Here is a 26,494-nt window from a genome sequence, read left to right on the forward strand (position 1 = left end):
TAGGGCTGCGCGGCTTTCCACAAGCTTGCGGTCACATTACGAATTGGATAGCCGCTCAATTCACGGCCAAGGGCAGCACGATGCGCGCCACCAGCCCGGGCGCGCAGTCCTCCAGCACCAGCTTGCCGTCATGCGCCTTGGCGGTGGCGCTGACGATCGACAGGCCCAGGCCATTGCCCGGCATGTGGCGGCTCTTGTCGACGCGGTAGAAGCGCTGCGTCACCTTTTCGCGCTCGCCGTCCGGAATGCCGGGGCCATTGTCGTGCACCGACATCGCCGCCTGGCCATGGTGCAGGCCGGCGCGCACGTGGATCACCGCGCCCGGCCCGGCGTACTTGATGGCGTTGTCCAGCAGGCTGGCGAGCGCGCTGGCCAGCAGGTTGCGGTCGCCGTCCACGTACAGCGAGGCCGGGGCATCGACCGTCAGCGTGATGTTGCTGTCCTCGGCGATGGCCTCGTACATTTCGCCGATGTCGGCCACCACCCGGCCCAGGTCGAGCCGCTCGAACAGGCGCGCGCGCATGCCGGATTCCGCCTCGGCGATCTGCAGCAGGCGCTCGAACAGGCGGATCAGGTCGTCGATGTCGTCGATGGCGTCGTGGGCGGCGGTGGCCAGGCGCGGCACCGTCATGTCGTGGCGCAGCGCATCGTCCAACCGGCCGCGGATGCGGCTCAGCGGCGTGCGCAGGTCGTGGGCGATGGCGTTGGAGACGTTGCGGATGCCCTCCATCAGCAGCTCGATGCGGTCCAGCATGCGGTTGATGTCGCGGTTGAGCAGCGCGAACTCGTCGTTGCCGGTGACCGGAATGCGCGGACTGAGGTCGCCGGCCTCGATCTGCGCGGCGGTGCGGCGGATCTCGCCCAGCCGCGCCTCGATGCTGCGGCGGAACAACATGGCGCCGGCGATGGTCAGCATCAGCGACACGCAGGCGCCAGCCGCCAGCGCGCGCCAGATCACCTCGCGCACCGCCTCTTCCTCACTCAGGTCGCGGCCGACGATCAGCACCCCGCCCTGCGCCAGCGGCCGCAGGTACAGGCGCGCCGGCGCGCTGCGGCCGTAGCGCAGCACGGTGGTGGTCACCAGGTCGGGGGCCTGGTCCACGCCGGGCCAGGAGCCGAGATTGCCGGCCAGCGCGGTGCCGTCGGCGTCCAGCAGTTCGAAGATTTCGCGGTCGTTGTCGACGCCGTCGGTCAGCAGGCGGTGCACCTCGGCCTTCAGCGCCTCGCGGCTATTGCCGTTAACCTTGTCCAGCATGCGCTCGGTCTGCGACATGATCTTGCCGTCGATGTTCTGGTCGATGACGCCGATGGTGCCGCTGTAGAACACCACCGATACGGCCACGATCGAGGCGATGCCGAGCAGGCCGTAGCCCAGCACCAGCTTGGCCGCGATCGAGGTGCGCAGCTTAAACAAGCGGCTCCGCCTCGTCCGGCGGCGTCACGCCCATGCGGTAGCCGACGCCGCGCAGCGTGTGGATCAGCATCACCGGGAAGTCCTTGTCCACCTTGGCGCGCAGGCGCGAGATCTGCACGTCGATCACATTGGTCTGCGGGTCGAAGTGATAGTCCCACACCGATTCCAGCAGCATGGTGCGGGTCACCACCTGGTTCTCGTTGCGCATCAGGTATTCCAGCAGGCGGTACTCGCGCGGCTGCAGCGTGATGACCTTGTTGCCACGCGTGACGCGCAGCGTGCGCAGGTCCAGCCGCAGATCGGCCACCTGCAGCTGGGTGCTGTCGGCGCCGGGCGCGCTGCGGCGCAGCAGCGCCTCGACCCGCGCCAGCAGCTCGGAGAAGGCAAAGGGTTTGGACAGGTAGTCGTCGGCGCCGCCGCGCAGGCCGGTCACGCGGGCGTCGATGGTGGTCAGCGCGCTGACGATGATGACCGGCGTCTGCTTGCCCAGCGCGCGCAGCTTGTCGACGATGGACAGGCCATCGATGCGGCCCGGCAGCATGCGATCGAGGATGATGATGTCCCAATCCTCGCTGGTGGCGTAATCCAGTCCGTCCGGACCGTTGGCGGCGGCGGTCACCACATAGCCGGCCTCGCGCAGGCCCTTGCAGATGTAGCTGGACGTTTCGGCTTCGTCTTCAATCACCAGGCAGCGCACGCGCATCTCCGCAAAATCGTGGGTAAAGCCTATTTTACCTTGGCCGCGCCACCAGCTCACGGTACAGCGCATGATAGTTCTGCGCCATCTTCTCGGCGGTGAACAGCTCCCAGTAGCGCGCCTCGGCGCGGCGCCCCATGGCGGCCGCGCGCGCCGGGTCCTCCCACAGCGCGCGCATGGCCGCGCCCAGCGCCGCCGGATCGTCCGGCGGCACCACCAGGCCGGTGTCGTTGTCGATGTTGATGTAGGTGGTGCCGGTGCCGATTTCGCTGGAGATCATCGGCTTGCCGAACATCGCCCCTTCCAGCAGCGAGATGCCGAAGGCTTCCGAGCGCAGGTGCGACGGGAACACCATGGCGTAGCTCAGCTCCAGCAGCGCCGCCTTGTCCTCCTCGTCCACCGCGCCGATGAACTGCACATGGGTCAGGCCGAGGCGGCGGGCGTGGGCCTTGAGCTCCTGCTCGATCGGGCCGGCGCCGACGATCACCACCGGGTAGTCGACATTGGCCATGGCGTCCAGCAGGATGTGCAGGCCCTTGTAGTAGCGCAGCACGCCGACGAACAGGAAGAAGCGCTCACCGCACTGGGCGCGCCACTTGGCCTTCAGCGCTTCCGACGGTTTCGGATAGATCGATTTATCCAGGCCATAGGTGATGGTGCGGGTCTTGTGCGCGAAGCGCTTCAGCACCGGCGACGAGGCCAGGTAGTTGGGCGAGGTCGCCACCACCGTGTCCACGCTGTGCAGGAAGCGGCGCTTCAGCGGGCCGTACACGCGCAACAGATTCTTCTGGCGCACGATGTCGGAGTGGTAGGTCACCACGCTCGGCTTGTCGATGCGCGCCATGAAGTGCGCCAGGTCCATGAACGGCCACGGGAAGTGGTAGTGGATCACGTCCGCCTTGCGCGCCAGGCGCGCCAGCTTGCGGATGGCGGCGAACGAGAAACCGGTCGAGGCGATCTCGAAGTCCAGCGGCACGCGGTGCACGGTGTGCCCTTCGATGTCGATTTCGGAGGGACCGCCGCGGCTCAGCGTCAGCACCTCGTTGGTGACGCCAAGGCGGCCGGTGCCCACGCACAGCTGGCGGATCACCTGCTCGATGCCGCCCCAGGTGTCGGGATAATAGGTCTTGTAGAAATGGAGGACGCGCATGGTGTTCAGCGGGACAGTACTTGATGATAAACGGCGGCGGTGCGGCGCGCCGCGGCGTCCCACGTGAGTTCCAGCGCGCGCCGTTCGCCGGCGGCGATGCAGCGCGCACGCACGCTGTCGTCGCGCGCCAGCGTGGTCATGGCGGCGGCGATCTCGCCCACCGACAGCGGATCGAATTCCAGCGCGGCGCCGGCCGCCACTTCCGGCAGCGAGGTGGCGTTGGCACAGGCCACCGGCACGCCGCCGGCAAAGGCTTCCAGCACCGGCAGGCCGAAGCCTTCGTGCAGCGACGGGAAGATGAAGGCGCCGGCGCCGGCATACAGGTGGCGCAGCTGGCGCTTGTCGGTCAGCTTGTCCAGCCAGGCCACGTTCTCGCCCTTCTGTTGCGCCGCCTTGATCTGCCTGACCAGTTCCTCGCTGTGCCAGCCCTGGGCGCCGACGATCACCAGCTGGCGCGCGGAGCGCAGCACCGGCGGCAGCGTCAGGTATGCCTCCAGCAGCCGCCCGACGTTCTTGCGCGGCTGCAGGGTGCCGACAAACAGGAAGTAGCCTGCGCGCAGCTGGTGTTGCGCCAGCGTGGCGTCGCGCTCTTCGGCAGACGGGCGTTCGTGCCACTCGGCGCCGACACCGGAATGCACAACGCTGATGCGCTGCTCATCGACGCCGAAATGCTCGACCAGCTCGCGCACCGCGTAGTGCGACACGGCGATCACATGCTGCGCCTTGCGCGCGGCACGCACCTGCAGCCAGTTTTTCAGCTTGCGCATCTTCGGGCTGGCCCACTCGGGACGCGCCACCGGCACGGCGTCGTGCAGCGTGGCCACCACCGGGCAGTCCATGCGCACGATGCGGTAGTCGGTGGCGTGGAACAAGTCCAGCGGCGCAGCGCCCTTGCCCAACGCGGTCCGTGTGCTGAGGTGCACCGATGACGGCAGCAGCATGTCGCCGATCACCGCCAGCGGGAATGACAGCGGCAAGGCGCGGCCGGCGCTCAGGCGGCGCGCATCGCCGGGCGGCGCGAACGACAGCGGTTGGACATCGACGCCGGCCTGCGGCAGGTGTTCCATCAGCGCTTGCGTGTAGACCCCGATGCCATCCATGCGGCCGCCGGTCAGCGCCGGCTCGATGGTGGTGGCGGACAGGCCGACGCGCAGGGAGGCGGCACCTGTCATGCGGAATACATCCAGCGCAGCGTGTCGGCCAGCGGCACAATGTCCAGCGGGCCGGCCACCGACTGCAGGCGGCGGTTGTCGCCGACCAGGCGCACCACTTCGTTGGCGCGCACGAAGGCCGGGTTGACATGCACATTAATCTTGTAGCCGGCGATGTCGGCCATCATGTCCAGCGCCTCGCCCAGCGAATAGCCGTGACCGGAGCAGATGTTGAAGGTGTGGCCGATCGCCACGCCGGCCGGCGCGGCCAGCAGCTTGCGGTAACTGGCGGCGACCATGCGCACGTCGGAGAAATCACGCCACACGTGCAGGTTGCCCAGTTCAATGTCGGCCGCCTTGCGGCGGAAGTGCGCGACGATTTTCGGCAGCAGGAAGTTCTCGTGCTGGCCCACGCCGGTGTAGTTGAAGGGACGTACGACGATCAGCGGCAGCTTGTCCTGCCACAGGCGCGCCATGTACTCCATCGACAGCTTGCTGACGGCGTAGTCGTTGGCTGGCGCCGCCGGCACGTCTTCGTGAATCACGCCGACGTCGGTATTGCCGTAGATATTGGCGCTGGAGGCCAACAGCACGGCCGACGGTTGGTGCTCCGCGCCAGCCAGCGCTTCCAGCAGATTGCGGGTGCCGACCACGTTGACGCGGTAGACCTGATCAACGTCGCCATGGGCCACAAAGGCGATGGCGGCCAGGTGCGCCACCACATCTGGCCGCACCTGCGCCACCACTTCGGCCAGGCCGGCCCGGTCCAGCAGATCGACGGCGAACTCGCCCTCGCCGGCCGCGTGGCCGGGGGTGATGGTGCCGAAGACCTGGTAGCCGGCGGCGCGCAACTCCTGCGCGACGTAGCGGCCGGTGAAGCCGGACAAACCGGTGATCAGGGCGCGTTTGCCCTCGCCTTCAGCCGCCATGGGTACTCCTTGAATCAGAACGAGAAACCGGCCTTGTTGCGGCGCAGGTCTGCCTCCACCATCATCTGGCACAGCTGTTCCAGCGTGGTCGATGGCTTCCAGCCCAGCTCTTTCTGCGCCTTGGCGGGGTCGCCGATCAGCAGCTCGACTTCCGCCGGGCGGTAGAATTTCGGATTGACGCGCACCAGCACCTTGCCGGTTTTCTTGCAGGTGCCGATTTCGTTGTCGGCCGAACCGCTCCACTCCAGCGCCACGTCGATTGCCTTGAAGGCCATGCTGACGAAATCGCGCACGGTTTCGGTCCGGTTGGTGGCCAGCACATAGGTGTCAGGCTGATCGGCCTGCAGGATGCGCCACATGCCCTCCACGTACTCCTTGGCAAAGCCCCAGTCGCGCTTGGCGTCCAGGTTGCCCAGTTCCAGCACCTCCAGCTTGCCCAGATGGATCTTGGCCACCGAGTCGGTGATTTTGCGGGTGACGAACTCGCGGCCACGCAGCGGCGACTCGTGGTTGAACAGGATGCCCGACGAACCGAAGATGCCATAGGACTCGCGGTAGTTAACGGTCATCCAGTGGGCATACAGCTTGGCCACGCCATACGGGCTGCGCGGGTAGAACGGCGTATCTTCCTTCTGCGGCACGGCCTGCACCTTGCCGAACATTTCCGAGGTCGACGCCTGGTAGAAGCGGATCTTCGGATTGACGATGCGGACGGCTTCCAGCAGGTTGACCGGGCCAACGCCGGTGATTTCGGCGGTGGTCACCGGCTGCTCGAACGAGACGCCGACAAAGCTTTGCGCGGCCAGGTTATAGATCTCGTCCGGCTGCACGTTCTGCAGCAGGCGGATGCTGGCGCCCAGGTCGGTCAGGTCGTATTCGACCAGTTTCAGATTTGGATGCGCCTGGATACCCAGTTCCTCAATACGCCAGAAATTAACCGAGCTGGTGCGACGATAAGTGCCGGTGACTTCATAGCCTTTGCCCAGCAACAGTTCCGCCAGATACGCGCCATCCTGGCCGGTAATGCCCGTAACCAGGGCTTTTTTTGTTGTTTGCATGATGAGTACTATCCAAATCGTGGGTAATCTTAGTAGCCCGACATTGTAACAGAGCGCTACAAAGCGATTTCTATCGAAAACGCTCGTTTTACATCACTTACATCTTGTTACAGGAGAAATAAAAACCGGGGTCAGTGCCGACATTCGGACATTTCTCATGGAAAATGTCCGAATGTCGGCACTGACCCCGGTTGGGGGTGGGGTTAGGCCTTGCGCTGGGCGACCGCGTCCACCACGCACAGCGCGGTCATGTTGACGATGCGGCGTACCGTGGCCGATGGCGTCAGGATGTGCACCGGCTTGGCGCAGCCGAGCAGGATCGGGCCGACCGCAATGCCGTTGCCGGACGAGGTCTTGACCAGGTTGTAGGCAATGTTGGCCGATTCGATGTTCGGCATCACCAGCAGGTTGGCGTCGCCGGTCAGGGTCGAGCCGGGCATGATCTGGTTGCGCAGTTTCGAGTCCAGCGCGGTGTCGCCGTGCATCTCGCCGTCCACTTCCAGCGACGGATCGCGCTGCTTGATCAGTTCCAGCGCCGCCCGCATCTTGCGCGACGAGGCGTTGTCGGACGAGCCGAAGTTGGAGTGCGACAGCAGCGCGGCGCGCGGCGACAGGCCGAAGCGGCGCATCTCGTCGGCCGCCATGACGGTGATCGCGGCCAGCTCGTTGGCGTCCGGATTCTCGTTGACGTGGGTGTCGACCATCACCAGCTGGCGCTGCGGCAGCACCAGCACGTTCATGGCGGCGTACACGCAGGCGCCCTCGCGCCGGCCCAGCACCTGGTCGATGTAGTGCAGGTGCAGCTGGGTGGTGCCGAAAGTGCCGCAGATCATGCCGTCGGCGTCGCCCTTCTTGATCATCATGGCGCCGATCAGCGTGTGGCGGCGGCGCATTTCCAGCTTGGCGTATTCCTGCGTCACGCCCTTGCGCGAGGTCAGCTCGTAGTAGGCGTGCCAGTAGTCGCGGTAGCGGTCGTCATGGTCGGGGTTGATGACGTCGAAGTCCACGCCCAGCTTCAGGCGCAGGCCAAACTTGGCGATGCGCGATTCCAGCACGGCCGGACGGCCCACCAGGATCGGCCGCGCCAGCTTTTCGTCGACCACCACCTGCACCGCGCGCAGCACGCGTTCCTCTTCGCCCTCGGCGTAGACGATGCGCTTGACGTCCAGCGGCGCCTTCTTGGCCACCGCGAACAGCGGCTTCATGAAGGTGCCCGAGCGGTAGACGAACTGCTGCAGGCTTTCCTCGTAGGCGACCAGGTCCTTGATCGGCCGGGTGGCGACGCCCGATTCCTCGGCGGCCTTGGCCACGGCCGGCGCGATCTTGGTCAGCAGGCGCGGGTCGAACGGCATCGGGATCAGGTAGTCCGGGCCGAACGACAGGTTGGTGAAGCCGTAGGTGGTGGCGACGATGTCCGATTGCTCGGCGTGCGCCAGCTCGGCGATCGCGTGCACCACGGCGATTTCCATTTCGCGGGTGATGGTGGTGGCGCCGCAGTCCAGCGCGCCGCGGAAGATGTACGGGAAACACAGCACGTTGTTGACCTGGTTCGGGTAGTCCGAGCGGCCGGTGCACATGACGGCGTCGCCGCGCACGGCCTTGACTTCCTCCGGCAGGATTTCCGGATTCGGGTTGGCCAGCGCCAGGATCAGCGGGTTCGGCGCCATGGCCTTGACCATGTCCTGCTTCAGCACGCCGCCGGCCGAGACGCCAAGGAAGATATCCGCATCCGGAATGACTTCGGCCAGCGTGCGGGCCTCGGTGTCGCGGGCGAAGCGTTCCTTGTCCGGGTCCATCAGCTCGGTGCGGCCCTTGTAGACCACGCCGGCCAGGTCGGTGACATAGATGTTTTCCAGCGGGAAGCCGAGGTCGACGATCAGGTCCAGGCAGGCCAGCGCGGCCGCGCCGGCGCCCGACACCACCAGCTTGCACTTCTTGATGTCCTTGCCGACCAGCGAGATGCCGTTCAGGATGGCGGCGCCGACGATGATGGCGGTGCCGTGCTGGTCGTCGTGGAACACCGGAATCTTCATGCGCTCGCGCAGCTTGCGCTCGATGGTGAAGCATTCCGGCGCCTTGATGTCTTCCAGGTTGATGCCGCCGAAGGTCGGTTCCAGCGCGGCGATCACGTCCACCAGCTTGTCCGGGTCCTGCTCGTTGATTTCGATGTCGAACACATCGATGCCGGCGAATTTCTTGAACAGCACGCCCTTGCCTTCCATCACCGGCTTGGCCGCCAGCGGGCCGATATTGCCCAGGCCCAGCACGGCGGTGCCGTTGGTGATGACCGCGACCAGGTTGCCGCGCGCCGTGTATTTATAGGCGTTGGCCGGATCGATGACGATTTCTTCGCATGGCGCGGCCACGCCCGGCGAGTAGGCCAGCGCCAGGTCGCGCTGGTTGGTCAGTTGCTTGGTGGGCGTTACGCTGATCTTGCCTGGTGTCGGGAACTCGTGGTACTCCAGCGCCGAGGCGCGCAGTTGTTGACGAATTGCTTCTTTTTTCTCAGGGGACGAATCCATGCTGTACTGCCTTCCTATTTTTGCGATCGAAGGCCTGTGATTTTAGCAGAGCGGTTCTGGCGCAGAACTAGGTATTTTCACCAACAGCAATAAACGTTATCAGCATTTTTTATGAGGCAAGACGGGCGTTAGCCGAATTTTTGCGCCGGTTGCGACGCAATAGCCGCAACATCATCAATTTTCCGCCCTCATTACGTTTGACTATCACATGACGAAATATGATTGAAATTATCAATATTTCACCATGCGAAGCGGCGCGCTGCGCAAGCGGCGGCGTTTCGGCTAAGCTGATACCGTCAACCGTTCATCAGGAGAATTCCATGTCCGCCTTGATTGTGTCCAAACGTCTTCCCGAACCGGCCGGCGCCTCGCCGCAGGGCGCCGCCTGGCAACAATTGCTGCGCTGGCAGGCGAGCGGCCAGCCGCTGGCCTTCGTCTACACCCGCTCCCAGGGCGGCCTGATCCACACCGGCCAGGGCAAGCTTGACCAGTTGACGCTGGACGCCGCCACCATCGAAGCCGGCGCCAGCCGGCTGTACATCGTGCTGGCCGGCGCCTCCTACGAGGCCGGGCCGCAGCTGTTCTTCACCCCCAACCTGCTGAGCCGTTTCCACGTCAACGGCGTGGCGGTGCGGCTGGCCAACCATGACTGGCTGTTCCTGTCGGACGAGTCGCTGCCGGCGATCGGCATGCAGGACCTCATCAAGCGGCTGCAAGCGTAGCGGGTACAATGCCGCCCATGCTCTCCGAATTCGATCTCATCAAGGAATACTTCCAGCGTCCCCAGCATGCCGTCCCGCCCCAGGTGGCGCTGGGCATCGGCGACGATTGCGCGCTGATCGCGCCCACGCCCGGCCTGCAGACCGCCATCTCGTCCGACATGCTGGTCGAGGGCCGCCACTTCTTCGCCGGCGAGGACCCGCTGCGGCTGGGCCACAAGGCGCTGGCGGTCAACCTGTCCGACCTGGCGGCGATGGGCGCGCGCCCGCTCGGCTTCACGCTGGCGCTGGCGCTGCCGGCCGCCGACCGCGGCTGGCTGGCCGGCTTTGCGCAAGGGCTGTTCGCGCTGGCCGACGCCTTCAACATCGCGCTGATCGGCGGCGACACCACCAAGGGTCCGCTCACCATCTGCATCACCGTGTTCGGCGAGCTGGCGCCGGGCCAGGCGCTGCGCCGCGGCGCCGCCCGCCCGGGCGACGACATCTGGATTTCCGGCACGCTGGGCGACGCCCGCCTGGCGCTGGCCGGTTACCGGCTGGAACTGGCGCAGCCGCTGGACGCCGACAGCCAGCGCGCCGCCGCCGTGCGCATGCACACGCCGGTGCCGCGCGTGGAACTGGGCATGCAGCTGGCCGCGCAGGGCGTGGCCCATGCGGCCATCGACATCTCCGACGGCCTCGTCGGCGACCTCGGCCACATCCTGGCGCGCTCCGGCGTGGGCGCCACGCTGGACGTCGACGCGCTGCCGGCCGGCGACATCCTGGCCACGCAGCCGGCCGCGCTGCGCCGTGCCTACAGCGCCGCCGGCGGCGACGATTACGAACTGTGCTTCACCGCCCCGGTGGCGTCGCGCGAGGCCATCCTGGCCATCGCCGCCAGCGTGGCCACGCCGGTCACGCGGGTCGGCCGCATCGAGGCCCAGCCCGGCCTGCGGCTGGTGGACGCCGCCGGCGCGCCGCTGGATTTGCAGCTCGGCGGCTTCGATCACTTCACTTCCTGAAGCGTCGGCAAGGCCGTCACGTCCTCGCCGGGCTGGCCGGCCAGCTTGCCGCTGCCGTGCATCAGCCAGTAGTGGTGGAAGGCCAGGCGGATGTTGTCGCGCAGCTGGGTGTCATCCCACGGCTTGGTGTAGAAGCGGTAGACGGCGCCGCGGTTGATGGCGTCCAGCACCGCCTCCAGCCCGGTGTAGCCGGACAGGATGATGCGTATCGTCTCCGGATACATCTCCTTGACCTGGCCGAGGAACTCGGTGCCGCTCATGGCCGGCATGCGCTGGTCGCAGACGATGACCTGCACCGCGTGCAGCGCCAGCAGCTCGAACGCCTCGGTCGGCGAGGCCGCCGTCAGGATCTGGTAGCCGTCGCGGCGGAACAGCCGGTGCAGCGCCGCCAGCACGTTGACGTCGTCGTCGACGATCAGCAGCGTCTGCGCCGGCGGGCTGGCCTCGCCCGGCGCCGGCGGCAGCGGCTGCGCCGCGCGCACCAGCTGGCTCAGCGCCTCCGGCGCCAGCGGCCGGCTGTAGAAATACCCCTGCACCTCGTCGCAGCGGCTGCGCCGCAGGTATTCCAGCTGGGCGCGCGTTTCCACCCCCTCCGCCACCACCTGCAGCTTGAGGCTGTGCGCCATGCTGATGATGGCCAGCGCGATGGCGGCATCGTTGGGGTTGATGGTGATGTCGCGCACGAAGGCGATGTCGATCTTCAGCTTGTCGATCGGGAAGCGCTGCAGGTAGGCCAGCGACGAATAGCCGGTGCCGAAGTCGTCGATGGCGACCTTGATGCCCAGCGCCTTCAGGCTTTTCAGCACGGTGATGGTGCGCTCGGCGTTGGACATCAGCGAGGTTTCGGTCAGCTCCAGCTCCAGCAGCTCGGGCGGCGTGTGGTGGCGCGCCAGCGCGTCGCGCACCAGCGCCTCCAGGTCGCCCTCGACAAACTGGCGGCTGGCGACGTTGACCGCCACCCGCACCGGCCCGGTGCCGTCGCCCAGCCAGGTGCTGATCTGGCGGCAGGCGGCGTCGATGATCCAGGCGCCGACGCGCACCACCAGCCCGGTGTCCTCCAGCACCGGCACGAACTCGGCCGGGTAGACCAGGCCGAAGCCGGGCCGCTCCCAGCGCAGCAGCGCCTCGGCGCCGGCGAAGCCGCCGGTGTGCAGGTTGACCTTGGGCTGGAAGTGCAGGCGCAACTCGTCGTTGTCGAAGGCGCGGCGCAGCGCCAGTTCCATGTCCAGCCGCGCCAGCACCTGCACGTTCATGCCAGCGGTGAAGAACCGGTAGCCGTCGCGTCCGGCCTGCTTGGCGCGTTCCATCGCCGTGTCGGCGTACTTGACCAGCGATTGCGGGTCGGTGGCGTCGTCCGGGTACATCGAGATGCCGATGCTGGCGCTGAGGATGGCCTGGTGGCCGTCCAGCTCGAACGGCTGGCGCAGCGCCTCGCGCACCTCGTTGGCGGCGTTGACGGCGTCCTGCTGGTCGCGGCTCATGGTCAGGATCAGCGCGAACTCGTCGCCGCCGACGCGGCCGACGGTGTCGCGGATGCGCGCGGTCTGCACCAGCCGGTTGCTGAACTGGCGCAGCAGGTCGTCGCCCAGCACGGTGCCCAGCGAGTCGTTGATGTTCTTGAAGCGGTCCAGCCCGATCATCAGCACGGCGATGCGGCGCGACTTGTCCTGCGCCACGCTGATGGCGTCGGCCACGATCTTGAAGAACAGCGTGCGGTTCGGCAGGCCGGTCAGGCTGTCGTAGTGGGCCATGTGCTGCAGCAGTTCCTCGGCCTGGCGCCGCTCGCTGATGTCGCGCGCCACGCCCAGCATCACGGCCGGCTGGCCGGGGCGCTGCAGCAGTTGCCAGTACAACTCGACCGGCACGGCGATCAGGTCGCGCCGCATCAGCTCCAGCTCGTGCAGCTCCGGCGACCGGGCCGGGCCGATGGCGGCCGCGTAGTCAGCCAGCCGCTCGGCCTGGGCGCGCAGCGCGCCCGGCTCGCCCAGGCCGAGGCGGCTGGCACTTTCACCCAGCAGCTCGCCGCGCGGGTAGCCCAGCATGCGGCAGGCGCCGTCGTTGACATCGACCAGTTCGGCGTTGGCGGCGTCCAGCAGGAAGATGGCGTCGGCGGTGGCGTCCATGGCGCTGCGGAAGCGCTGCAGCTCGGCGGTGCGCTCGCGCACGGTCTGCTCCAGGCGGGCGGCATAGTTGCGCTCGCGGTTGTGCAGCAGGCGCATCTCCAGCATGTTGCGGATGCGGGTCAGCGTCTCTATCGGATCGAAAGGCTTGCTGATGAAGTCGCGCGCGCCGGTTTCGAAGGCGCGCAGCTTGTGGTCCGGCTGGGCGGTGACCACCAGCACCGGCAGCCAGCCGTCCGGCTCCAGCGGCTTGAGCGCGTCCATCACCTCGAAGCCGCTCATGCCGGGCATTTGCAGGTCGAGGATGATCAGGTCAAACCGGTGTTCCTGGTGCCAGCCGGCCACCACGCGCGGGTCGGTGGTCGAGCGCACGTCCTTGTAGCCCGTCGAGGTCAGCAGGTATTCCAGCAGTTCGACATTGACCGGCTGGTCGTCGACAATCAGGATGCGGGCGTGTTGGATGTCGGTCTGGCTGATCATTGAGCCTCCGCTCGATACGTACTCTTCAATAAGCTTACCAGCCTGCGCAGAAAGTGGCGCACAACAGCGCGCATTTTTGCAGGATTGCGACGATGGCAAGCTGCATGGTACAGTGGCAGCAAGCCACTCAGCACCATCCCGGAAGGAGCAGCCATGAGCAACAGCGACACCATCCTCGACCTCGCCGCGCAAGTCGGCAAAGCGCTACACGACAAGGGGCTGATCCTGGCCACCGCCGAATCATGCACCGGCGGCGGCGTGGCCCAGGCCATCACCGAGATCGCCGGCTCCACCGCCTGGTTCGACTGCGGCTTCGTCACCTACTCCAACGCCTCCAAGACCGAGATGCTGGACGTGTCGGCGGCGCTGATCGCGCAGATGGGCAGCGTCTCGGAGGAAGTGGCCGGCGCCATGGCCAGCGGCGCGCTGGGATCCAGCAACGCCCACATCGCCGTGTCCACCACCGGCATCGCCGGCCCCACCGGCGCGGTGCCGGGCAAGCCGGTCGGCACCGTCTGCTTCGGCTGGGCCAACGCCGACACCGTCCATACCGAACGGCTGGTGTTTGCCGGCGACCGCCGCGCGGTGCGCGAGCAAACCGTGATCCACGCGCTGCAGGGCCTGCTCCGCTTCATCAATTAAGCTTTCGCTTCGTACCAGGTTGCCTTTAGACCACAAACCTATTACTCTCGCCCCATTGCACATTGCGTTTCGGGAGTGGTAATGCAAAACACGGTACATTTTATTCTCCAGGGTAAAGGCGGCATCGGCAAGACGCTGGTGTCGACCATCCTTGCGCAGTGGATCGCCAGCAAGGACGTGGCCGAGGGCCAGCAGCCGCTGCGCTGCTACGACACCGACCAGGAGAATCCGACCTTCTCGCGCTACAAGGCGATGAACGTCAAGCATGTGCCGGTGATGACCGACAGCCGCACCATCGATCCCAAGCGCTTCGACGCGCTGATGATCGACCTGCTGGAGGAGGAAGGCAACTGCGTCATCGACAACGGCGCCAACACCTTCTCGCCGCTGATGGGCTACCTGATCGAGAACGACTGCTTCGCGCTGCTGCAGGAGTCCGGCCGCAAGGTCTACATCCACACCATCGTCGGCGGCGGCGACACGCTGCATGACACCGCCACCGGCTTCGTCTCCACCGCCAAGGCCACCAACGTGCCGCTGGTGCTGTGGGAGAACGAGCACTTCGGCCTGCTGCAATCGGCGTCCGGCAAGCAGTTCATCGAATCGCAGACCTACGCCGACAACGCGGCCCGCGTGATCGGCCGCGTGGTGCTGACGGCGCGCAACGCCGATACCTTTGGCGCCGACCTGAAGAAGATGAACACGGCGCGCCTGACCGCCGCCGAGGTGCGCGAGAGCGACCGTTTCAACGTCATGGAAAAGCAGCGCATCAAGGTGGTGTTCCGCGACCTGTTCGAGCAACTCGACCAAGTGCAGTGGTAAGCGGCCATGGATCAGCACAAGCTGCGCAGCCTGGTATTTGACAAGACCGGCGTCCGCATCGACGTCGACGACCCGGTGTTCGCGCTGGTGGCGCTGAACGAGGCGGTGCTGGAGGAGGCGGTGGAGCGCCACGTCGCCCGCATCGACGCCGCCTCGCACGAGCTGGCCCGGCTGGCCGGCGCGGCGCCCGCCGCATCGCCCCCTGTCCACGGCGGCCACCGCGCACACGACGCCGCCCATGACAGCCCGCGCGAACCGGCGGCCCACGGCCACGCGCCGCACGGCGCCGCCCACCCGCCCGGCTACGTGCCGACGCCGCCGGCCGGTGCGGTGCGGCCGATTTCCACCCAGTCGCCGCTGATCACGCCGCGCGAGCTGCGCCTGCTGGCGGCCGCCGCCGGCATCGCCATCCTCAGCGCGCTGATCGTGCTGGGCGGCCAGGCGCTGTTCCGCACACCAGCGCCAGCACTGAGCGCCGACCAGGCGCAAGCGCTGCAACGCGCCGAGCGGCTGGAACAGGCCCTGCACAACCTCGACCCCAAGCTGCGCGCCCAGTTGCCGGCCGAACTGCAAAAATAATCAGCGGAAGGTCGGCGCGACAATCTCCGCCAGGAAGGCGGACACCGCCCGCACCCGCGCCGACGCGCTCAGGTCGGCATGCGTCACCAGCCAGACGCCGTTGCTGAACACGCGCTCGGCCGGCACCACCCGCACCAGCTCCGGCGCGGTGGCCAGAAAGTCCGGCACGATGGCCAGCCCCACGCCGGCGCACACCGCCGCGATCTGCGTCGGCAGGCTGGAGGTGGCCAGCACCACCTGCTCCGGCGCCACGTTCTTCGCCCACCATTGCGCCGCCGGCAAATGGCCGCGCGCCTCGTCCCAGGTGATCACCGCCCGCCCCGCCAGCGGATCGCTGCCGGTCTGCGGATAACGTTCCAGGTAATCGCGGCTGGCGTACACGCTGTAGCTCATGCTGCCCAGGCTGCGCATCTTGACGTTGCCGCTGTTCGGCCGGATCACGCGCAGCGCCAGGTCGGCCTCGCGCCGCCCCAGCTCCACCGTGCTGGTGGTGGTGACGATCTCCAGCCGCAGATTCGGATGGCGCCGCATGAAGGCCGGCAGCGCTGGAATCACCAGGTCGCAGGCCAGGTTTTCCGATGTTGCCAGCCGCACCGTGCCGCTGACGTTGGCGTCCAGCGCCGCGGCGCCGCGCTCCACCGCCAGCATGCCCTCCTCCACCGCCTCGGCGCGGCGCAGGATTTCCTCGCCCTCGTCGGTCAGCAGGTAGCCGCTCTGGTGCCGCTCGAACAGCCGCGCGCGCAGGCTGTCCTCCAGCTCCGCGATGCGCCGCGCCACCGTCGACTGGCTGGTGCGCAGGCTGGCCGAGGCACGCGTCAGGCTGCCGGTGCGGGCCACCGCGAGAAAGAATTTGAGGTCGTTCCAGTCCATGGCATTTTCTATTTTTGGAAAATGATCCACCGATTATTGGCATTTTCACGGCAAAAATCAATGCCTATATTGGAGGCATCCCAACTTCAAAAGGCAATCAACATGCAACGCTTGCACAACAAGGTCGCCGTGGTGACCGGCGCTTCCAAGGGCATCGGCGCCGCCATCGCCCGCCGTTTCGCCGCCGAGGGCGCGGCCGTGGTGGTCAACTACGCCAGCAGCCGCCAGGCCGCCGACACGGTGGTGGCCGACATCCTGCACGCTGGCGGCCAGGCCATCGCGGTCCAGGCCGACATGCGCGACGCCGCCCAGGTGGCGCAGATGTTCGCCCGCAGCGCCGAGGTGTTCGGCCGCGTCGACATCCTGGTCAACAACGCCGGCGTGTACGACTTCCAGCCGCTGGAAAACCTGACGCCGGACCTGTTCCAGCGCCACTTCCAGCTCAACGTCTATGGCTACCTGCTGGCCATCAAGGAAGCCGTGCCGCACATGCGCGACGGCGGCAGCATCATCAACATGAGTTCGACCGTCACCGAGTTTGGCCCGGCGCAGTCGTCGGTCTACACCGCCAGCAAGGGCGCCATCGACGGCCTGACGCGCGCGCTGGCGACCGAACTGGGCCCGCGCAAGATCCGCGTCAACGCCATCAAGCCGGGCGTGGTGGATACCGAGGGCGTGCAGGCCGGCGGCTTCCTGCACACCGACTTCGGCCCGCGCATCACGGCGGCCACGCCGCTGGGCCGCCTCGGCGTGCCGGACGACATCGCGCCGGCGGCGGTCTACCTGGCCTCCGACGAGTCGGCCTGGACCACTGGCGAAACCATCACGCTGGCCGGCGGCCACCGTTAATCCAGGGAGCACATCATGAAGAAACCGACTCCGGCCCAGGTGGTCCAGCATTATCTGGACACGTTTTTCGCCAAGGACGTCGAGCGCACGCTGGACTGCCTGACCGACGACGTGGTGTGGAAAGTCCAGGGCGCGGCCGAGGTGCCGACCATCGGCCTGCGCCAGGGCAAGGACGCGGTGCGCGCGTGGCTGGCGGCCTTTCCGCAGCACTTCAAGCCGCTGGCCTTCCGCATCGACCGCATGTTCGAGAATGGCCAGCAGGTGGTGGTGACGGGCGACTTCACGCACCAGATCCTCAGCACCGGCCGCACCTTCAGCAGTGATTTCGCCGCGGTCTGCACGGTCCGCGACGGCAAGATCAGCGCCTACGCCTTCCTCGAAGACTCGTACGCGCTGTGGCAATCCTTCCAACCCGTTTAACTCACGACAGGAGCAACATCATGCAATACAAAACTCTCGGCAACACCGGCCTGCTGGTTTCGCAACTGTGCCTCGGCACCATGACCTTCAGCAATGGCGCCGGTATCTACAAGCACATCGGCAATGTCGGCCAGCAGGAAGCCGACCAACTGGTGCGCACCGCGTTCGACGCCGGCGTCAACTTTTTTGACACGGCCGACGTCTACTCGGGCGGCGCCAGCGAGGAGACGCTGGGCCAGTCGTTCAAGAACCTCGGCATCGCCCGCTCGGACGTGGTGCTGGCCACCAAGGTCTACAGCCGCATGGGCCAGGGCCGCAACGACGTCGGCGCCTCGCGCGGCCACATCATGGACGCGGTCGAGGCCAGCCTGCGCCGCCTGCAGACCGACCACATCGACCTGTACCAGATCCACGCCAACGACAGCGTCACGCCGGTGGACGAAACGCTGCGCGCGCTGGACGACCTGGTCACGCAGGGCAAAGTGCGCTACGTGGGCGTGTCCAACTGGCAGGCATGGAAGATCGCCCGCTCGCTCGGCACCTCGGCGCAGAAAGACCTGGCGCGCTTTGAAACCGTGCAGGCCTACTACTCGCTGGCCGGGCGCGACGTCGAACGCGAAATCGTGCCGCTGCTGGAGGCCGAAAAGATGGGCCTGCTGGTGTGGAGCCCGCTGGTCGGCGGCCTGCTGTCCGGCAAATTCACGCGCGACAACCAGAAGCCGGGCGACTCGCGCCGCTCCGAGTTCGACTTCCCGATCGTCGACAAGGACCGCGCCTGGAACATCATCGACGTGCTGAAGCCGATCGCCGAGGCGCACCAGTGCACGCCGGCGCGCGTGGCGCTGGCGTGGCTGCTGTCGCGGCCGGTGGTGACGTCGGTGATCATGGGCGCCAAGCGCGTCGACCAGTTGCAGGACAACCTGGCCGCCGCCGAGCTCAAGCTCAGCGCCGAGGAACTGCGCCTGCTGGATGAGGTCAGCGCCCTGCCGCCGGAATATCCGGGCTGGATGCTGGCCACCCAGGGTGCTGACCGCCTCGGCCCGGTCGACCTGTGGGCCCAGGCCGTCAACTCCTAAGCGGCGCGCCGCACCTTGCGCTGCCAGCGGCCGCGCAAGGTGCGCAGGAATTCCTCGCCATACGGCAGCAGTTCAAACAGCACGATGGCCACCATCAGCCACACCACGTACTGGCGCGGCAGCGGGGACGCCTTCCAGCGCAGGCTGAAGTCCGCCGTCTCCGGGCCCATGCCCAGCAGCGCGGTGAACTGCGGCCAGTGCAGCAGCGCCACCATCGACACCGCCATCAGCGGCAGCATTTCCAGGAAGCTGTGGATGTGCTGCTCCAGCGGCGTCACCACGCGGCGCGTGACGGCGTAGCTGACGTCCCACATGGCCGTGGCCTCATGCACGAAAAAGGCCACGATCATGAACAGCAGCACCAGCGCGTTCACCTGCAGGAACAGCGCCGCCAGCACCGGCAGGCCCATCTCGGCCAGCATCAGCAAGTGAATCATCGACTCCTTCGGCCCGCTGTTATGTTCGATGCCGGCGCGGCGGTGCATGATCCAGTCCGCCACCCCGGCCGCCAGCCACAGCGGCACGATGAAGTACATCAGGTATTGTTCGCTCAATTGACTCAAATCCGTCGGCACGGCAGTTCTCCCATGGTGTTGTTGTTGCTGCCATGCTAAGACGCACGATTGCAGCCCGCCATAGGATGGTGCGCCGCACCAATGTCAGACTATGCCGCCGTGGCCGATATCTGCTAACATGTGAACACCTATTCATACGTTAGCCATGATGAGCTGCCAACACGACTATTCCACTTGCGATCCGCAGATCGCGCAACTGGCTGATTTGTTTCATTTGCTGGGCGATCCGACCCGGCTGCGCATCGTGCTGGCCTGCATGCCAGCGCCGATTGCCGTCTCCGAGATCGCGTCTACACTGGAACTGAGCAGCTCGCTCGTGAGCCACCATCTGCGCCTGCTGCGCGCCGCCCGCATCGTCAAGTCCGAGCGCCAGGGCAAGCAGGTGTTCTATTCCGCCGCCGATGCCCACATCAGCGGCGTACTCAACGATATGCTGGAACATATCGCCGAACCTTCCACCGGGACCGAAGCATGAGCAAGCACCACGATCACCACCAGCATGACCATGCGCACCATGATCATGACCATGGACACCATCAGCACGGCCACCACGGCCACAGCCATGATCACGGTCACGGCCATCACCACCACCACGGCGATCCCAACACCATGGGCCGCGCCTTCGCCATCGCCATCGTGCTCAACACGGCCTTCGTGGCGGTCGAGTTCTTCTACGGTTTCCTGGCCAACTCCACCGCGCTGATGGCCGACGCCGGCCACAATCTGTCGGACGTGCTGGGCCTGATGCTGGCCTGGGGCGCGGCCATCCTGGCCAAGCGCCTGCCCAACCAGCGCTACACCTACGGCCTGCGCGGCACCTCGATGCTGGCGGCGCTGTTCAACGCCATGCTGCTGATGGCGGCCTGCGGCGGCATCGCCTGGGAAGCGGTGCTGCAGTTGCTGCATCCGGACCCGGTGGCCGGCATCACGGTGTCGGTGGTGGCCGGCATCGGCATCCTGATCAACGGTTTCTCGGCCTGGTTATTTATGTCCGGCAGCAAGGACGACATCAATGTCCGCGGCGCCTATCTGCACATGGCGGCCGACGCCGCCATTTCGCTGGGCGTGCTGGTGGCCGGCCTGATCGTGCGCTACACCGGCTGGAACTGGCTGGACCCGCTGGTCAGCATGGTCATCGTGGTGTTCATCGTGGCCAGCACCTGGTCGCTGCTGACGCAGTCGCTGCGCATGATGGTGGCGGCCGTGCCGGACAATGTGAACCGCGCCGAGATCGAGCAGTTCCTGCGCCGCCAGCCGGGCGTGAGCAAGGTGTGCGACCTGCACATCTGGGCCATGAGCACCACCGAGAACGCGCTGACGGCGCAGCTGGTGACGCCGGCCGGCTATCCGGGCGACGGCGTCATCGACGCCATCAGCAAGGAATTGCGCGAGGCATTCTCCATCCAGCACAGCACGCTGCAAATCCGCACCGCCGACGCGGCGCTGGAGTGCTGCCTGCAAGCGCCGGCACCGGCGCCCGCCGCCCACGCCCATGCGCACTAATCCGCCAGGCCGGCGTACAGCGCGGTACTCAGGTAGCGCTCGCCGAACGAGGGGATGATGGTGACAATCAGCTTGCCGGCGTTCTCCGGCCGGCGCGCCACCTGCAGCGCCGCCCACAGCGCGGCGCCGGACGAAATCCCCACCAGCAAGCCCTCCTGGCTGGCCGCGCGGCGCGCGGTGTCAAACGCCTCCTCGTTGCCGACGCCGATCACCTCGTCGTAGACGGCGGTGTTGAGCACGGCTGGCGCGAAGCCGGCGCCAATGCCCTGCAGCGGATGCGGCCCCTTGACGCCGGTGGACAGAAACGGCGACGCCGCCGGCTCTACCGCCACGCAGCGGAAGGCCGGCTTGCGCGCCTTGATGACCTCGCCCACGCCGGTGATGGTGCCGCCGGTGCCGATGCCGGCCACCAGGATGTCGACCTGGCCGTCGGTGTCGCGCCAGATTTCCTCGGCCGTGGTGCGCCGGTGCACCTCGGGATTGGCGGGATTGTTGAATTGCTGCGGCATCAGGTAGCGCGGGTCGGACGCGGCCAGCGCCTCGGCGCGGCGGATCGCGCCCAGCATGCCCTCGGCGCCCGGTGTGAGGATCAGCTCGGCGCCGTAGGCGCGCAGCAGCATGCGCCGCTCGCGGCTCATGGTGTCCGGCATCACCAGCGTGCAGCGGTAGCCGCGCGCCGCGCACACCATGGCCAGCGCGATGCCGGTGTTGCCGCTGGTCGGTTCAAGGATGATGGTGTCGGGGTGGATCTGGCCGGCCGCCTCGGCCGCCTCGATCATCGCCAGGCCGATGCGGTCCTTGACGCTGTGGGCGGGGTTGCAGTATTCCAGCTTGGCCAGCACCTGGGCGCCGCTGCCCTGGGCCAGGCGGTGGATGCGTACCAGCGGGGTACGGCCGATCAGTTCAGTAACGTTGTTGGCTACTTGCATGACAACCTCCGGCGAACGGGGAAGAACCGTCAGTCTACCCCGGTTCGCGCGGCGGCTGCGATTATTTGACGCCGACCAGTTCGACGTCGAATATCAGCGCCGAGTTCGGCGGAATGCCGCTGCCCGGCGTCGGCCGCGAGCCATAGGCCAGCTCGGCCGGGATGATCAGCGTGCGCTTGCCGCCCACTTTCATGCCGACGATGCCCTGGTCCCAGCCCTTGATGACGCGGCCGGCGCCCAGCACGAACTCGAGCGGCTCGCCGCGCGGAATCGACGAGTCGAACAGCTTGCCGTGCATCTGCTTGGCCAGCGGGCGGTACAGCCAGCCCGAGTAATGCATCGAGACGGTGGCGCCGGGCGTGGCCTCGGCGCCGGTGCCAAGCTTGGTGTCGGTGACGATCAATTGCTCGGCGGCCGGACCCGGCGTGGCGGAGCCCACCACCACCGGCGCCGCCTCGGGCTGGGCCGGCTGGGCGGCCGGCTGGGCCTGCGGCGCCTGGGCCTGGGCCAGCGTCGCGGCCAACAACATCGCAACAAATACGGAACTACGCTTCATGTGGCTTCTTTCAATGAGGTCGGTAGACAGCTCGCCATGATAGCAAACTAGGCGGCGTCCGGGGCGCTTGTTGCCAGAGCGTCATCGGCCAGCCGGCGCAGCGCGTGGCCGGCCGCCACCATGCCGAAGGTGGCGGTGACCACCATCGCCGAGCCGAAGCCGGCGCAATTGAGGCCGGTCACGCCGCCGCCGCGGTCGTCGCCGTCGACGCTGCACGCCTCGCCGCTTTCGGGGAACTTCAGCGGCTCCATCGAGAACACCGCGTCGATGTGGAACTTGGTCTTTTCGCCGCGCGGGAAGCCATACTGCGCGCGCATGATCTTGCGCACTTTTTTCAGCAGCGGTTCCTGCTCGGTCTTGGCCAGGTCGCGCACCGAGATCTGCGCGGCGTCGGTCTTGCCGCCGGCGCTGCCGATGGTGATCACCGGCAGGTTGTGCTGGCGGGCCCAGGCCAGCATGGCGGCCTTGGCCTTGACGGCGTCGGTGGCGTCGATCAGGTAATCGAAGCGGCCGCCGCCCAGCATGGCCTCGAGGTTGTCCGGCTCGACAAAGTCTTCCACCTGGTGCACCTGGCAGAACGGATTGATCTGGGCGATGCGCTCGGCCAGCGCGGTGATCTTGGCCATGCCGACGGTGCTGCTCAGCGCCTGGATCTGGCGGTTGATATTGGACTCGGCCACGTTGTCGAGGTCGATCAGCGTCAGCTGGCCGATGGCGCTGCGCGCCAGCGCCTCGACGATCCACGAGCCGACGCCGCCCACGCCCACCACGCAGACGTGGGCGGTGCGGAAGCGTGCCAGTGCATGGGCGCCATACAGGCGCGCGATGCCGCCGAAGCGGCGGTCAAAGTCGACTTCATCGAAGTCTGGAGAAGTAATGCTGTTCATCCCGCCATTTTAACGGACTGCGGGCAAATCAATGTTAATATCAAATTTGATAACATTCTGAACAGAAAGGAATGCCATGCGTGCCTGCTTACCGCTGCTGCTGTGCTGCGCCACGGCGCTGGCCGCGCCGGAACCGCCGCAGCAAACTTCGCTGGATGGCCTGCGCAACGGTCTGGCGCGCAGTTTCGTGCTGCCGGCCGAGCTGCCGCTGGACCAAACGCTGCGCCGCGCCGCCGACGAGATCAGCGCGGCGCACGTCGCCCGCATCCAGGCCCTGCTGCCGGCGTGGCTGGAGGAGGAAAACCAGTTCAATCACGCCTCCGGCAAGAAGACCGCGCCGTGGGAACCCTATATCGCCGTCTGGGCGCGCTTGCTGAACGAACTGGGGCTGTGGCAGCTGGAGCCGGGCGACGCCGCCTATGAAGACACCACGCTGGCAATCCTGCGCGGCACAACGCCGTTCTGCAGCCTGCAAAGCGACCCGCGTGCAAGCGATTTCGCCGCCCGCATCGCGCGCATCCAGACGCTGCCGGAAGCCCAGCGCCCCGCCATGCTGGCGGCCGAACGCGAGCTGCTGGCGCACTGGGGCCGGCCGCGCGCCAAGCTGGCCGCCTGGCCCCGGCCGCTGCCGCAAGACGCCGCGCTCATGCTGCTCAAGACCGGCAAAGCGGCGCAGCGGCCGGCGCTGACGCCGGTGCTGGCGTCCGAGCTGCTGGGCGAGCGCAAAACCTACCAGGACTTGCCGCAGGTCGAGCAATGCATGCTGCAGCAGTGGTGGTTCAAGTACAGCCTGCAACAGGGCGTGGCCCCGGCCACGGCGCTCAACGCTTACCGCTATGGCACCATGATCAACGTCACCGAGCGCCTGGCCGGCGTGGCCGACCAGCCGGACGACAGCGGCGCCTCGCCCTTCCCCATCCTGGCCGCGCGCTTCCAGGCGCATGGCGCCTCGATTGTCGAAGTGCAGCTAGACGCCAACGGCAAGCTGCAACAGGCCAGCATGGCTGAACGCAAGGTCGAGGTGCCAGGCATCCGCGGCGTGCGGCCGGTGGCATTTGAAACCCTGTTCGACCGCCCGGCGCTGCAGTATGCGGCGGCTCACGCGCAGCGCCAGCCGAGCGGCCAAAACCCGTACAAATTCCAACTGGTGTGGACCCTGCCGGAGGCGCCCCAATGACACGACGTTTGCTGCGCCTGCTGCCGGCGCTGGCGCTGTGCGCGGCCACCCTGGCCGGCGCCGCCGAACCATCGCCGCTGAGCCAGCAGGCCACCACGGACTTCTGGCTGGGCGACTTCGCGGCGCTGGAACGGCAGAACGCGCTGCTGCGCCAGCCCGGCCACGTCCGCGCCGACGGCGTGCTTGAAATCGAGCTGTTCCGCATCGGCCTGAACAAGGTCACCGGCGCGGCGCCGAAAGACCAGGAAGCCTACCTGAACGAACTGGAAAAACTGACGCTGCAATGGACGGTCGAGCATCCGTCGTCGGCGCTGGCGCACGTGCTGTACGCGCGCACGCTGACGGCCCATGCCTGGTCGTATCGCGGCGGCGGCTACGCCAAGGATGTGCCGCCCGCGGCGTGGAAGCAATTCGACGCCTATCTGCGGCGCGCCGCCCAGTATCTGCTGGACCATGCCGAGGTGGCGATGACCGACAGCTATGCCCATATCTCGCTGCTGGAAATCGGCAAGGCCCTGGGCTGGGACGACACGCAGACCTGGGCCATCATCGACGATGGCCTGAAGCGCAATCCGGACGACATCGACCTGTACCTGACCGCGCTGACGCAGATGCTGCCCAAATGGGGCGGCGACGCCCGGCGGCTGGACCAGTTCATCCGCCGCGCCACCGAGCAAAGCAAGGCGCAGTTCGGCACCGGCATGTATGCGCGGCTGTATTCGTCGGCGGCGGAACAGGATTATGGCCACGCGCTGTTCCAGAGCAGCCTGGTGGACTGGCCGACGCTGAAACGCGCCTACCAGGATATGCAGCAGCGCTACCCGAGCGACACGCGGCGCAACCGCTACGCCTACATGGCCTGCCTGGCCAAGGACAAGCCGACCATGCAGGCCCAGCTCGACGCACTGGGCGACCAGCTGGACGCCTCCAGCTGGGGGCCGAATCCGCAGCGCAGCCTGGAGGGCTGCCTGCGCTGGGCCAGGGAGGGCTAATCCTTTCCCCATCCATCCCCGGTTCGGCGAAGTAATCTAGAATGACGGTGTTACCAGCCAGAGTCCACGCCATGAGCAACGCCTTGATCGACACCGCCCCCGACTTCAGCCAGCCGATCGCCGTGCTGAAGCATTGTCACGACCGCATCCGCAAGCAGCTGCAGACGCTGCAGAACCTGCTGTCCCACCTGCCCCAGCACGGCGCCGATGTTGACGCGCAGAAAGCCGCGCAAGCGGTGCTGAAATACTTCAACCACGCCGCCCAGCTGCACCACGAGGACGAGGAGCACAACCTGCTGCCGATGCTGCAGGCCACCGCGCGCGGCGCCGACGCCTCCCTTCTGGCAGAGCTGGTTCCCGCCATCATGGCCGGTCACAAGCAAATGGATACGGACTGGTCTATAATCAAAACGCAACTTGAGCAGATCGCCAACGGAACCAGCACCGTGCTGTCGACCAGCGATGTCGCACGTTTTTGCGACACCTACGCGGCCCACATGGTGATGGAGGAAACCCATATCGCGACCATGGCCAAGCGGCTGTTCAGCGCCGAACAGATGGCGCAACTGGGCAGTGCGATGCAGGTCCGGCGCGGCATTCTCCCCGGCCTGCCGCGCAGCCAGGTGCCGGAGCAGACCACCATCGCCGTCAACCATGCGGTGGCCGACGGCGTGGTGCTGGCCGACCTGCGGCTCGACTACGGCCGCGCCAGTCTGACGGAGCAGGACGTGCTGGACGATCCGATCGCCCAGTTCGGCAAGTGGTTTGAGGAGGCCCTGCATGCGAAGGTCAATGAACCCAACGCGATGAGCGTGGCCACGGTGGACGCGGACGGCAAGCCCAGTTCGCGCATCGTCCTCATCAAGCAGTACGACCAGCGTGGCTTCACCTGGTACACCAATTATGACAGCCAGAAAGGGCAACAGCTGCGCGCCAATCCGCATGCGGCGCTGCTGTTCTTCTGGAGTGAACTCGAACGCCAGATTCGCATCGAAGGTAAGGTGGTGCCAACCAGCGCCGAGGAAAGCGACAAGTATTTTTACAGCCGGCCGGTGAAAAGCCAGATCGCCGCGATCGCCTCGCGGCAGAGCGCGCCCATCGCCAGCCGGGAGCAGATGGAAGCCAATTACGACGCCGCCGCGGCAGCCAGCGGCGAGCAGCCGGTGCGGCCGGCGCACTGGGGCGGTTACCGCCTCGACCCGGTCCGCATCGAGTTCTGGCAGGGACGCCGCTCGCGGTTCCATGACCGGATCGTGTACGTGAAACAAGCCGATGGCAGCTGGGTGAAGGAACGCCTGCAACCGTAAGCAGGCCGCCTCCGTTCGGATCCCCAGACCATCGCTTGCGGTGGTCTTTTTATTCCTGAACTCGGAGGT

The 26,494-nt window shown here is 66.8% G+C and carries 26 protein-coding genes; 13 read left to right on the top strand and 13 right to left on the bottom strand.

From position 1 onward, the window contains the following. Nucleotides 1-55: 55 nt before the first annotated feature. From FHW58_RS16160 to FHW58_RS16190, 7 genes are all read right to left on the bottom strand, one after another. A complete protein-coding gene (locus tag FHW58_RS16160) occupies nucleotides 56-1,414 on the bottom strand; it encodes a HAMP domain-containing sensor histidine kinase (RefSeq protein WP_179674133.1) in 1,359 nt (452 codons plus the stop codon). Further along, nucleotides 1,407-2,117: a response regulator transcription factor gene (locus FHW58_RS16165; RefSeq protein ID WP_218892790.1), complete on the bottom strand. Its 711-nt coding sequence runs from the start codon at nucleotides 2,115-2,117 to the stop codon at nucleotides 1,407-1,409. Before FHW58_RS16165 ends, FHW58_RS16160 begins: the two co-directional genes overlap by 8 nt. A gap of 28 nt (nucleotides 2,118-2,145) precedes the next feature. Beyond that, nucleotides 2,146-3,261 (bottom strand): glycosyltransferase family 4 protein, encoded by a 1,116-nt coding sequence (locus FHW58_RS16170; protein ID WP_179674134.1) that lies wholly within the window; start codon nucleotides 3,259-3,261, stop codon nucleotides 2,146-2,148. Between the two features lie 5 nt (nucleotides 3,262-3,266). Next, nucleotides 3,267-4,433, bottom strand: coding sequence for a glycosyltransferase family 1 protein (locus FHW58_RS16175; RefSeq protein WP_179674135.1), 1,167 nt, complete (start codon nucleotides 4,431-4,433; stop codon nucleotides 3,267-3,269). After that, nucleotides 4,430-5,341 (bottom strand): NAD-dependent epimerase/dehydratase family protein, encoded by a 912-nt coding sequence (locus FHW58_RS16180; protein ID WP_179674136.1) that lies wholly within the window; start codon nucleotides 5,339-5,341, stop codon nucleotides 4,430-4,432. Before FHW58_RS16180 ends, FHW58_RS16175 begins: the two co-directional genes overlap by 4 nt. A gap of 14 nt (nucleotides 5,342-5,355) precedes the next feature. After that, a complete protein-coding gene (gmd, locus tag FHW58_RS16185) occupies nucleotides 5,356-6,399 on the bottom strand; it encodes a GDP-mannose 4,6-dehydratase (RefSeq protein ID WP_179674137.1) in 1,044 nt (347 codons plus the stop codon). A 203-nt stretch (nucleotides 6,400-6,602) separates the two neighbouring features. Next, nucleotides 6,603-8,921, bottom strand: a complete 2,319-nt coding sequence (locus FHW58_RS16190; RefSeq protein WP_179674138.1) for an NADP-dependent malic enzyme — start codon at nucleotides 8,919-8,921, stop codon at nucleotides 6,603-6,605. Nucleotides 8,922-9,241: 320 nt separating this feature from the next. Here FHW58_RS16190 and FHW58_RS16195 point away from each other — a divergent pair, with 320 nt between their 5' ends. Both FHW58_RS16195 and thiL read left to right on the top strand, forming a co-directional pair. Beyond that, nucleotides 9,242-9,643, top strand: coding sequence for a hypothetical protein (locus FHW58_RS16195; protein ID WP_179674139.1), 402 nt, complete (start codon nucleotides 9,242-9,244; stop codon nucleotides 9,641-9,643). Nucleotides 9,644-9,660: 17 nt separating this feature from the next. Next, a complete protein-coding gene (thiL, locus tag FHW58_RS16200) occupies nucleotides 9,661-10,641 on the top strand; it encodes a thiamine-phosphate kinase (RefSeq protein WP_179674140.1) in 981 nt (326 codons plus the stop codon). Here the strand turns inward: thiL and FHW58_RS16205 are convergent. Further along, a complete protein-coding gene (locus FHW58_RS16205) occupies nucleotides 10,626-13,241 on the bottom strand; it encodes an EAL domain-containing protein (protein WP_179674141.1) in 2,616 nt (871 codons plus the stop codon). The two genes, thiL and FHW58_RS16205, sit on opposite strands and share 16 nt — an antisense overlap. 153 nt (nucleotides 13,242-13,394) lie before the next feature. On the opposite strand from FHW58_RS16205, the gene FHW58_RS16210 reads away from it, so the two are divergent. The 3 genes from FHW58_RS16210 to FHW58_RS16220 all read left to right on the top strand — a co-directional run bounded on the left by FHW58_RS16210 (nucleotide 13,395) and on the right by FHW58_RS16220 (nucleotide 15,284). Continuing rightward, nucleotides 13,395-13,883, top strand: a complete 489-nt coding sequence (locus tag FHW58_RS16210) for a CinA family protein (protein ID WP_179674142.1) — start codon at nucleotides 13,395-13,397, stop codon at nucleotides 13,881-13,883. Nucleotides 13,884-13,964: 81 nt separating this feature from the next. Further along, nucleotides 13,965-14,705 carry a hypothetical protein gene (locus FHW58_RS16215; protein ID WP_179674143.1) on the top strand — a complete coding sequence of 247 codons (741 nt, stop codon included), beginning with the start codon at nucleotides 13,965-13,967 and terminating at the stop codon, nucleotides 14,703-14,705. 6 nt (nucleotides 14,706-14,711) lie between these two features. Continuing rightward, nucleotides 14,712-15,284: a hypothetical protein gene (locus FHW58_RS16220; RefSeq protein ID WP_179674144.1), complete on the top strand. Its 573-nt coding sequence runs from the start codon at nucleotides 14,712-14,714 to the stop codon at nucleotides 15,282-15,284. Here FHW58_RS16220 and FHW58_RS16225 read toward each other — a convergent pair whose 3' ends face one another. Continuing rightward, nucleotides 15,285-16,154 (bottom strand): LysR family transcriptional regulator, encoded by an 870-nt coding sequence (locus FHW58_RS16225; RefSeq protein WP_179674145.1) that lies wholly within the window; start codon nucleotides 16,152-16,154, stop codon nucleotides 15,285-15,287. Nucleotides 16,155-16,256: 102 nt separating this feature from the next. Between FHW58_RS16225 and FHW58_RS16230 the strand changes: the two genes are divergently transcribed. Genes FHW58_RS16230 through FHW58_RS16240 form a run of 3 tightly spaced genes read left to right on the top strand, consistent with a single transcriptional unit; the run spans nucleotide 16,257 to nucleotide 18,499 of the window. After that, nucleotides 16,257-17,003, top strand: a complete 747-nt coding sequence (locus tag FHW58_RS16230; RefSeq protein WP_179674146.1) for an SDR family NAD(P)-dependent oxidoreductase — start codon at nucleotides 16,257-16,259, stop codon at nucleotides 17,001-17,003. Nucleotides 17,004-17,018: 15 nt separating this feature from the next. Beyond that, nucleotides 17,019-17,423, top strand: a complete 405-nt coding sequence (locus FHW58_RS16235; RefSeq protein ID WP_179674147.1) for a nuclear transport factor 2 family protein — start codon at nucleotides 17,019-17,021, stop codon at nucleotides 17,421-17,423. A 20-nt stretch (nucleotides 17,424-17,443) separates the two neighbouring features. Further along, a complete protein-coding gene (locus FHW58_RS16240; protein WP_179674148.1) occupies nucleotides 17,444-18,499 on the top strand; it encodes an aldo/keto reductase in 1,056 nt (351 codons plus the stop codon). On the opposite strand, the gene FHW58_RS16245 is transcribed toward FHW58_RS16240, so the two are convergent. Continuing rightward, nucleotides 18,496-19,053, bottom strand: a complete 558-nt coding sequence (locus tag FHW58_RS16245) for a diguanylate cyclase (RefSeq protein ID WP_229265347.1) — start codon at nucleotides 19,051-19,053, stop codon at nucleotides 18,496-18,498. The two genes, FHW58_RS16240 and FHW58_RS16245, sit on opposite strands and share 4 nt — an antisense overlap. A gap of 169 nt (nucleotides 19,054-19,222) precedes the next feature. Here FHW58_RS16245 and FHW58_RS16250 point away from each other — a divergent pair, with 169 nt between their 5' ends. Further along, complete coding sequence (locus FHW58_RS16250) at nucleotides 19,223-19,549, top strand: helix-turn-helix transcriptional regulator (RefSeq protein WP_179674255.1); 327 nt, start codon at nucleotides 19,223-19,225, stop codon at nucleotides 19,547-19,549. Continuing rightward, nucleotides 19,546-20,577 carry a cation diffusion facilitator family transporter gene (locus tag FHW58_RS16255; RefSeq protein WP_179674149.1) on the top strand — a complete coding sequence of 344 codons (1,032 nt, stop codon included), beginning with the start codon at nucleotides 19,546-19,548 and terminating at the stop codon, nucleotides 20,575-20,577. Before FHW58_RS16250 ends, FHW58_RS16255 begins: the two co-directional genes overlap by 4 nt. On the opposite strand, the gene cysK is transcribed toward FHW58_RS16255, so the two are convergent. The 3 genes from cysK to FHW58_RS16270 form a co-directional block, all read right to left on the bottom strand. After that, nucleotides 20,574-21,506, bottom strand: coding sequence for a cysteine synthase A (gene cysK / locus FHW58_RS16260; protein ID WP_179674150.1), 933 nt, complete (start codon nucleotides 21,504-21,506; stop codon nucleotides 20,574-20,576). The two genes, FHW58_RS16255 and cysK, sit on opposite strands and share 4 nt — an antisense overlap. Before the next feature lie 61 nt (nucleotides 21,507-21,567). After that, complete coding sequence (locus tag FHW58_RS16265; protein ID WP_179674151.1) at nucleotides 21,568-22,062, bottom strand: FKBP-type peptidyl-prolyl cis-trans isomerase; 495 nt, start codon at nucleotides 22,060-22,062, stop codon at nucleotides 21,568-21,570. Between the two features lie 47 nt (nucleotides 22,063-22,109). Then, the gene (locus FHW58_RS16270) at nucleotides 22,110-22,949 is read right to left on the bottom strand and encodes a ThiF family adenylyltransferase (protein WP_179674152.1); all 840 of its coding nucleotides are present in this window, start codon (nucleotides 22,947-22,949) and stop codon (nucleotides 22,110-22,112) included. A 76-nt stretch (nucleotides 22,950-23,025) separates the two neighbouring features. On the opposite strand from FHW58_RS16270, the gene FHW58_RS16275 reads away from it, so the two are divergent. From FHW58_RS16275 to pdxH, 3 genes are all read left to right on the top strand, one after another. Next, nucleotides 23,026-24,126: a hypothetical protein gene (locus tag FHW58_RS16275; protein WP_179674153.1), complete on the top strand. Its 1,101-nt coding sequence runs from the start codon at nucleotides 23,026-23,028 to the stop codon at nucleotides 24,124-24,126. Further along, entirely contained in the window at nucleotides 24,123-25,118 is a 996-nt protein-coding gene (locus FHW58_RS16280; RefSeq protein ID WP_179674154.1) for a DUF4034 domain-containing protein, read from the top strand. Before FHW58_RS16275 ends, FHW58_RS16280 begins: the two co-directional genes overlap by 4 nt. Nucleotides 25,119-25,189: 71 nt before the next feature. Next, nucleotides 25,190-26,425: a pyridoxamine 5'-phosphate oxidase gene (gene pdxH, locus FHW58_RS16285; protein WP_179674155.1), complete on the top strand. Its 1,236-nt coding sequence runs from the start codon at nucleotides 25,190-25,192 to the stop codon at nucleotides 26,423-26,425. Nucleotides 26,426-26,494 lie beyond the last annotated feature (69 nt).

This window comes from Duganella sp. 1224, assembly GCF_013408245.1.
GTDB lineage: Bacteria > Pseudomonadota > Gammaproteobacteria > Burkholderiales > Burkholderiaceae_D > Rugamonas.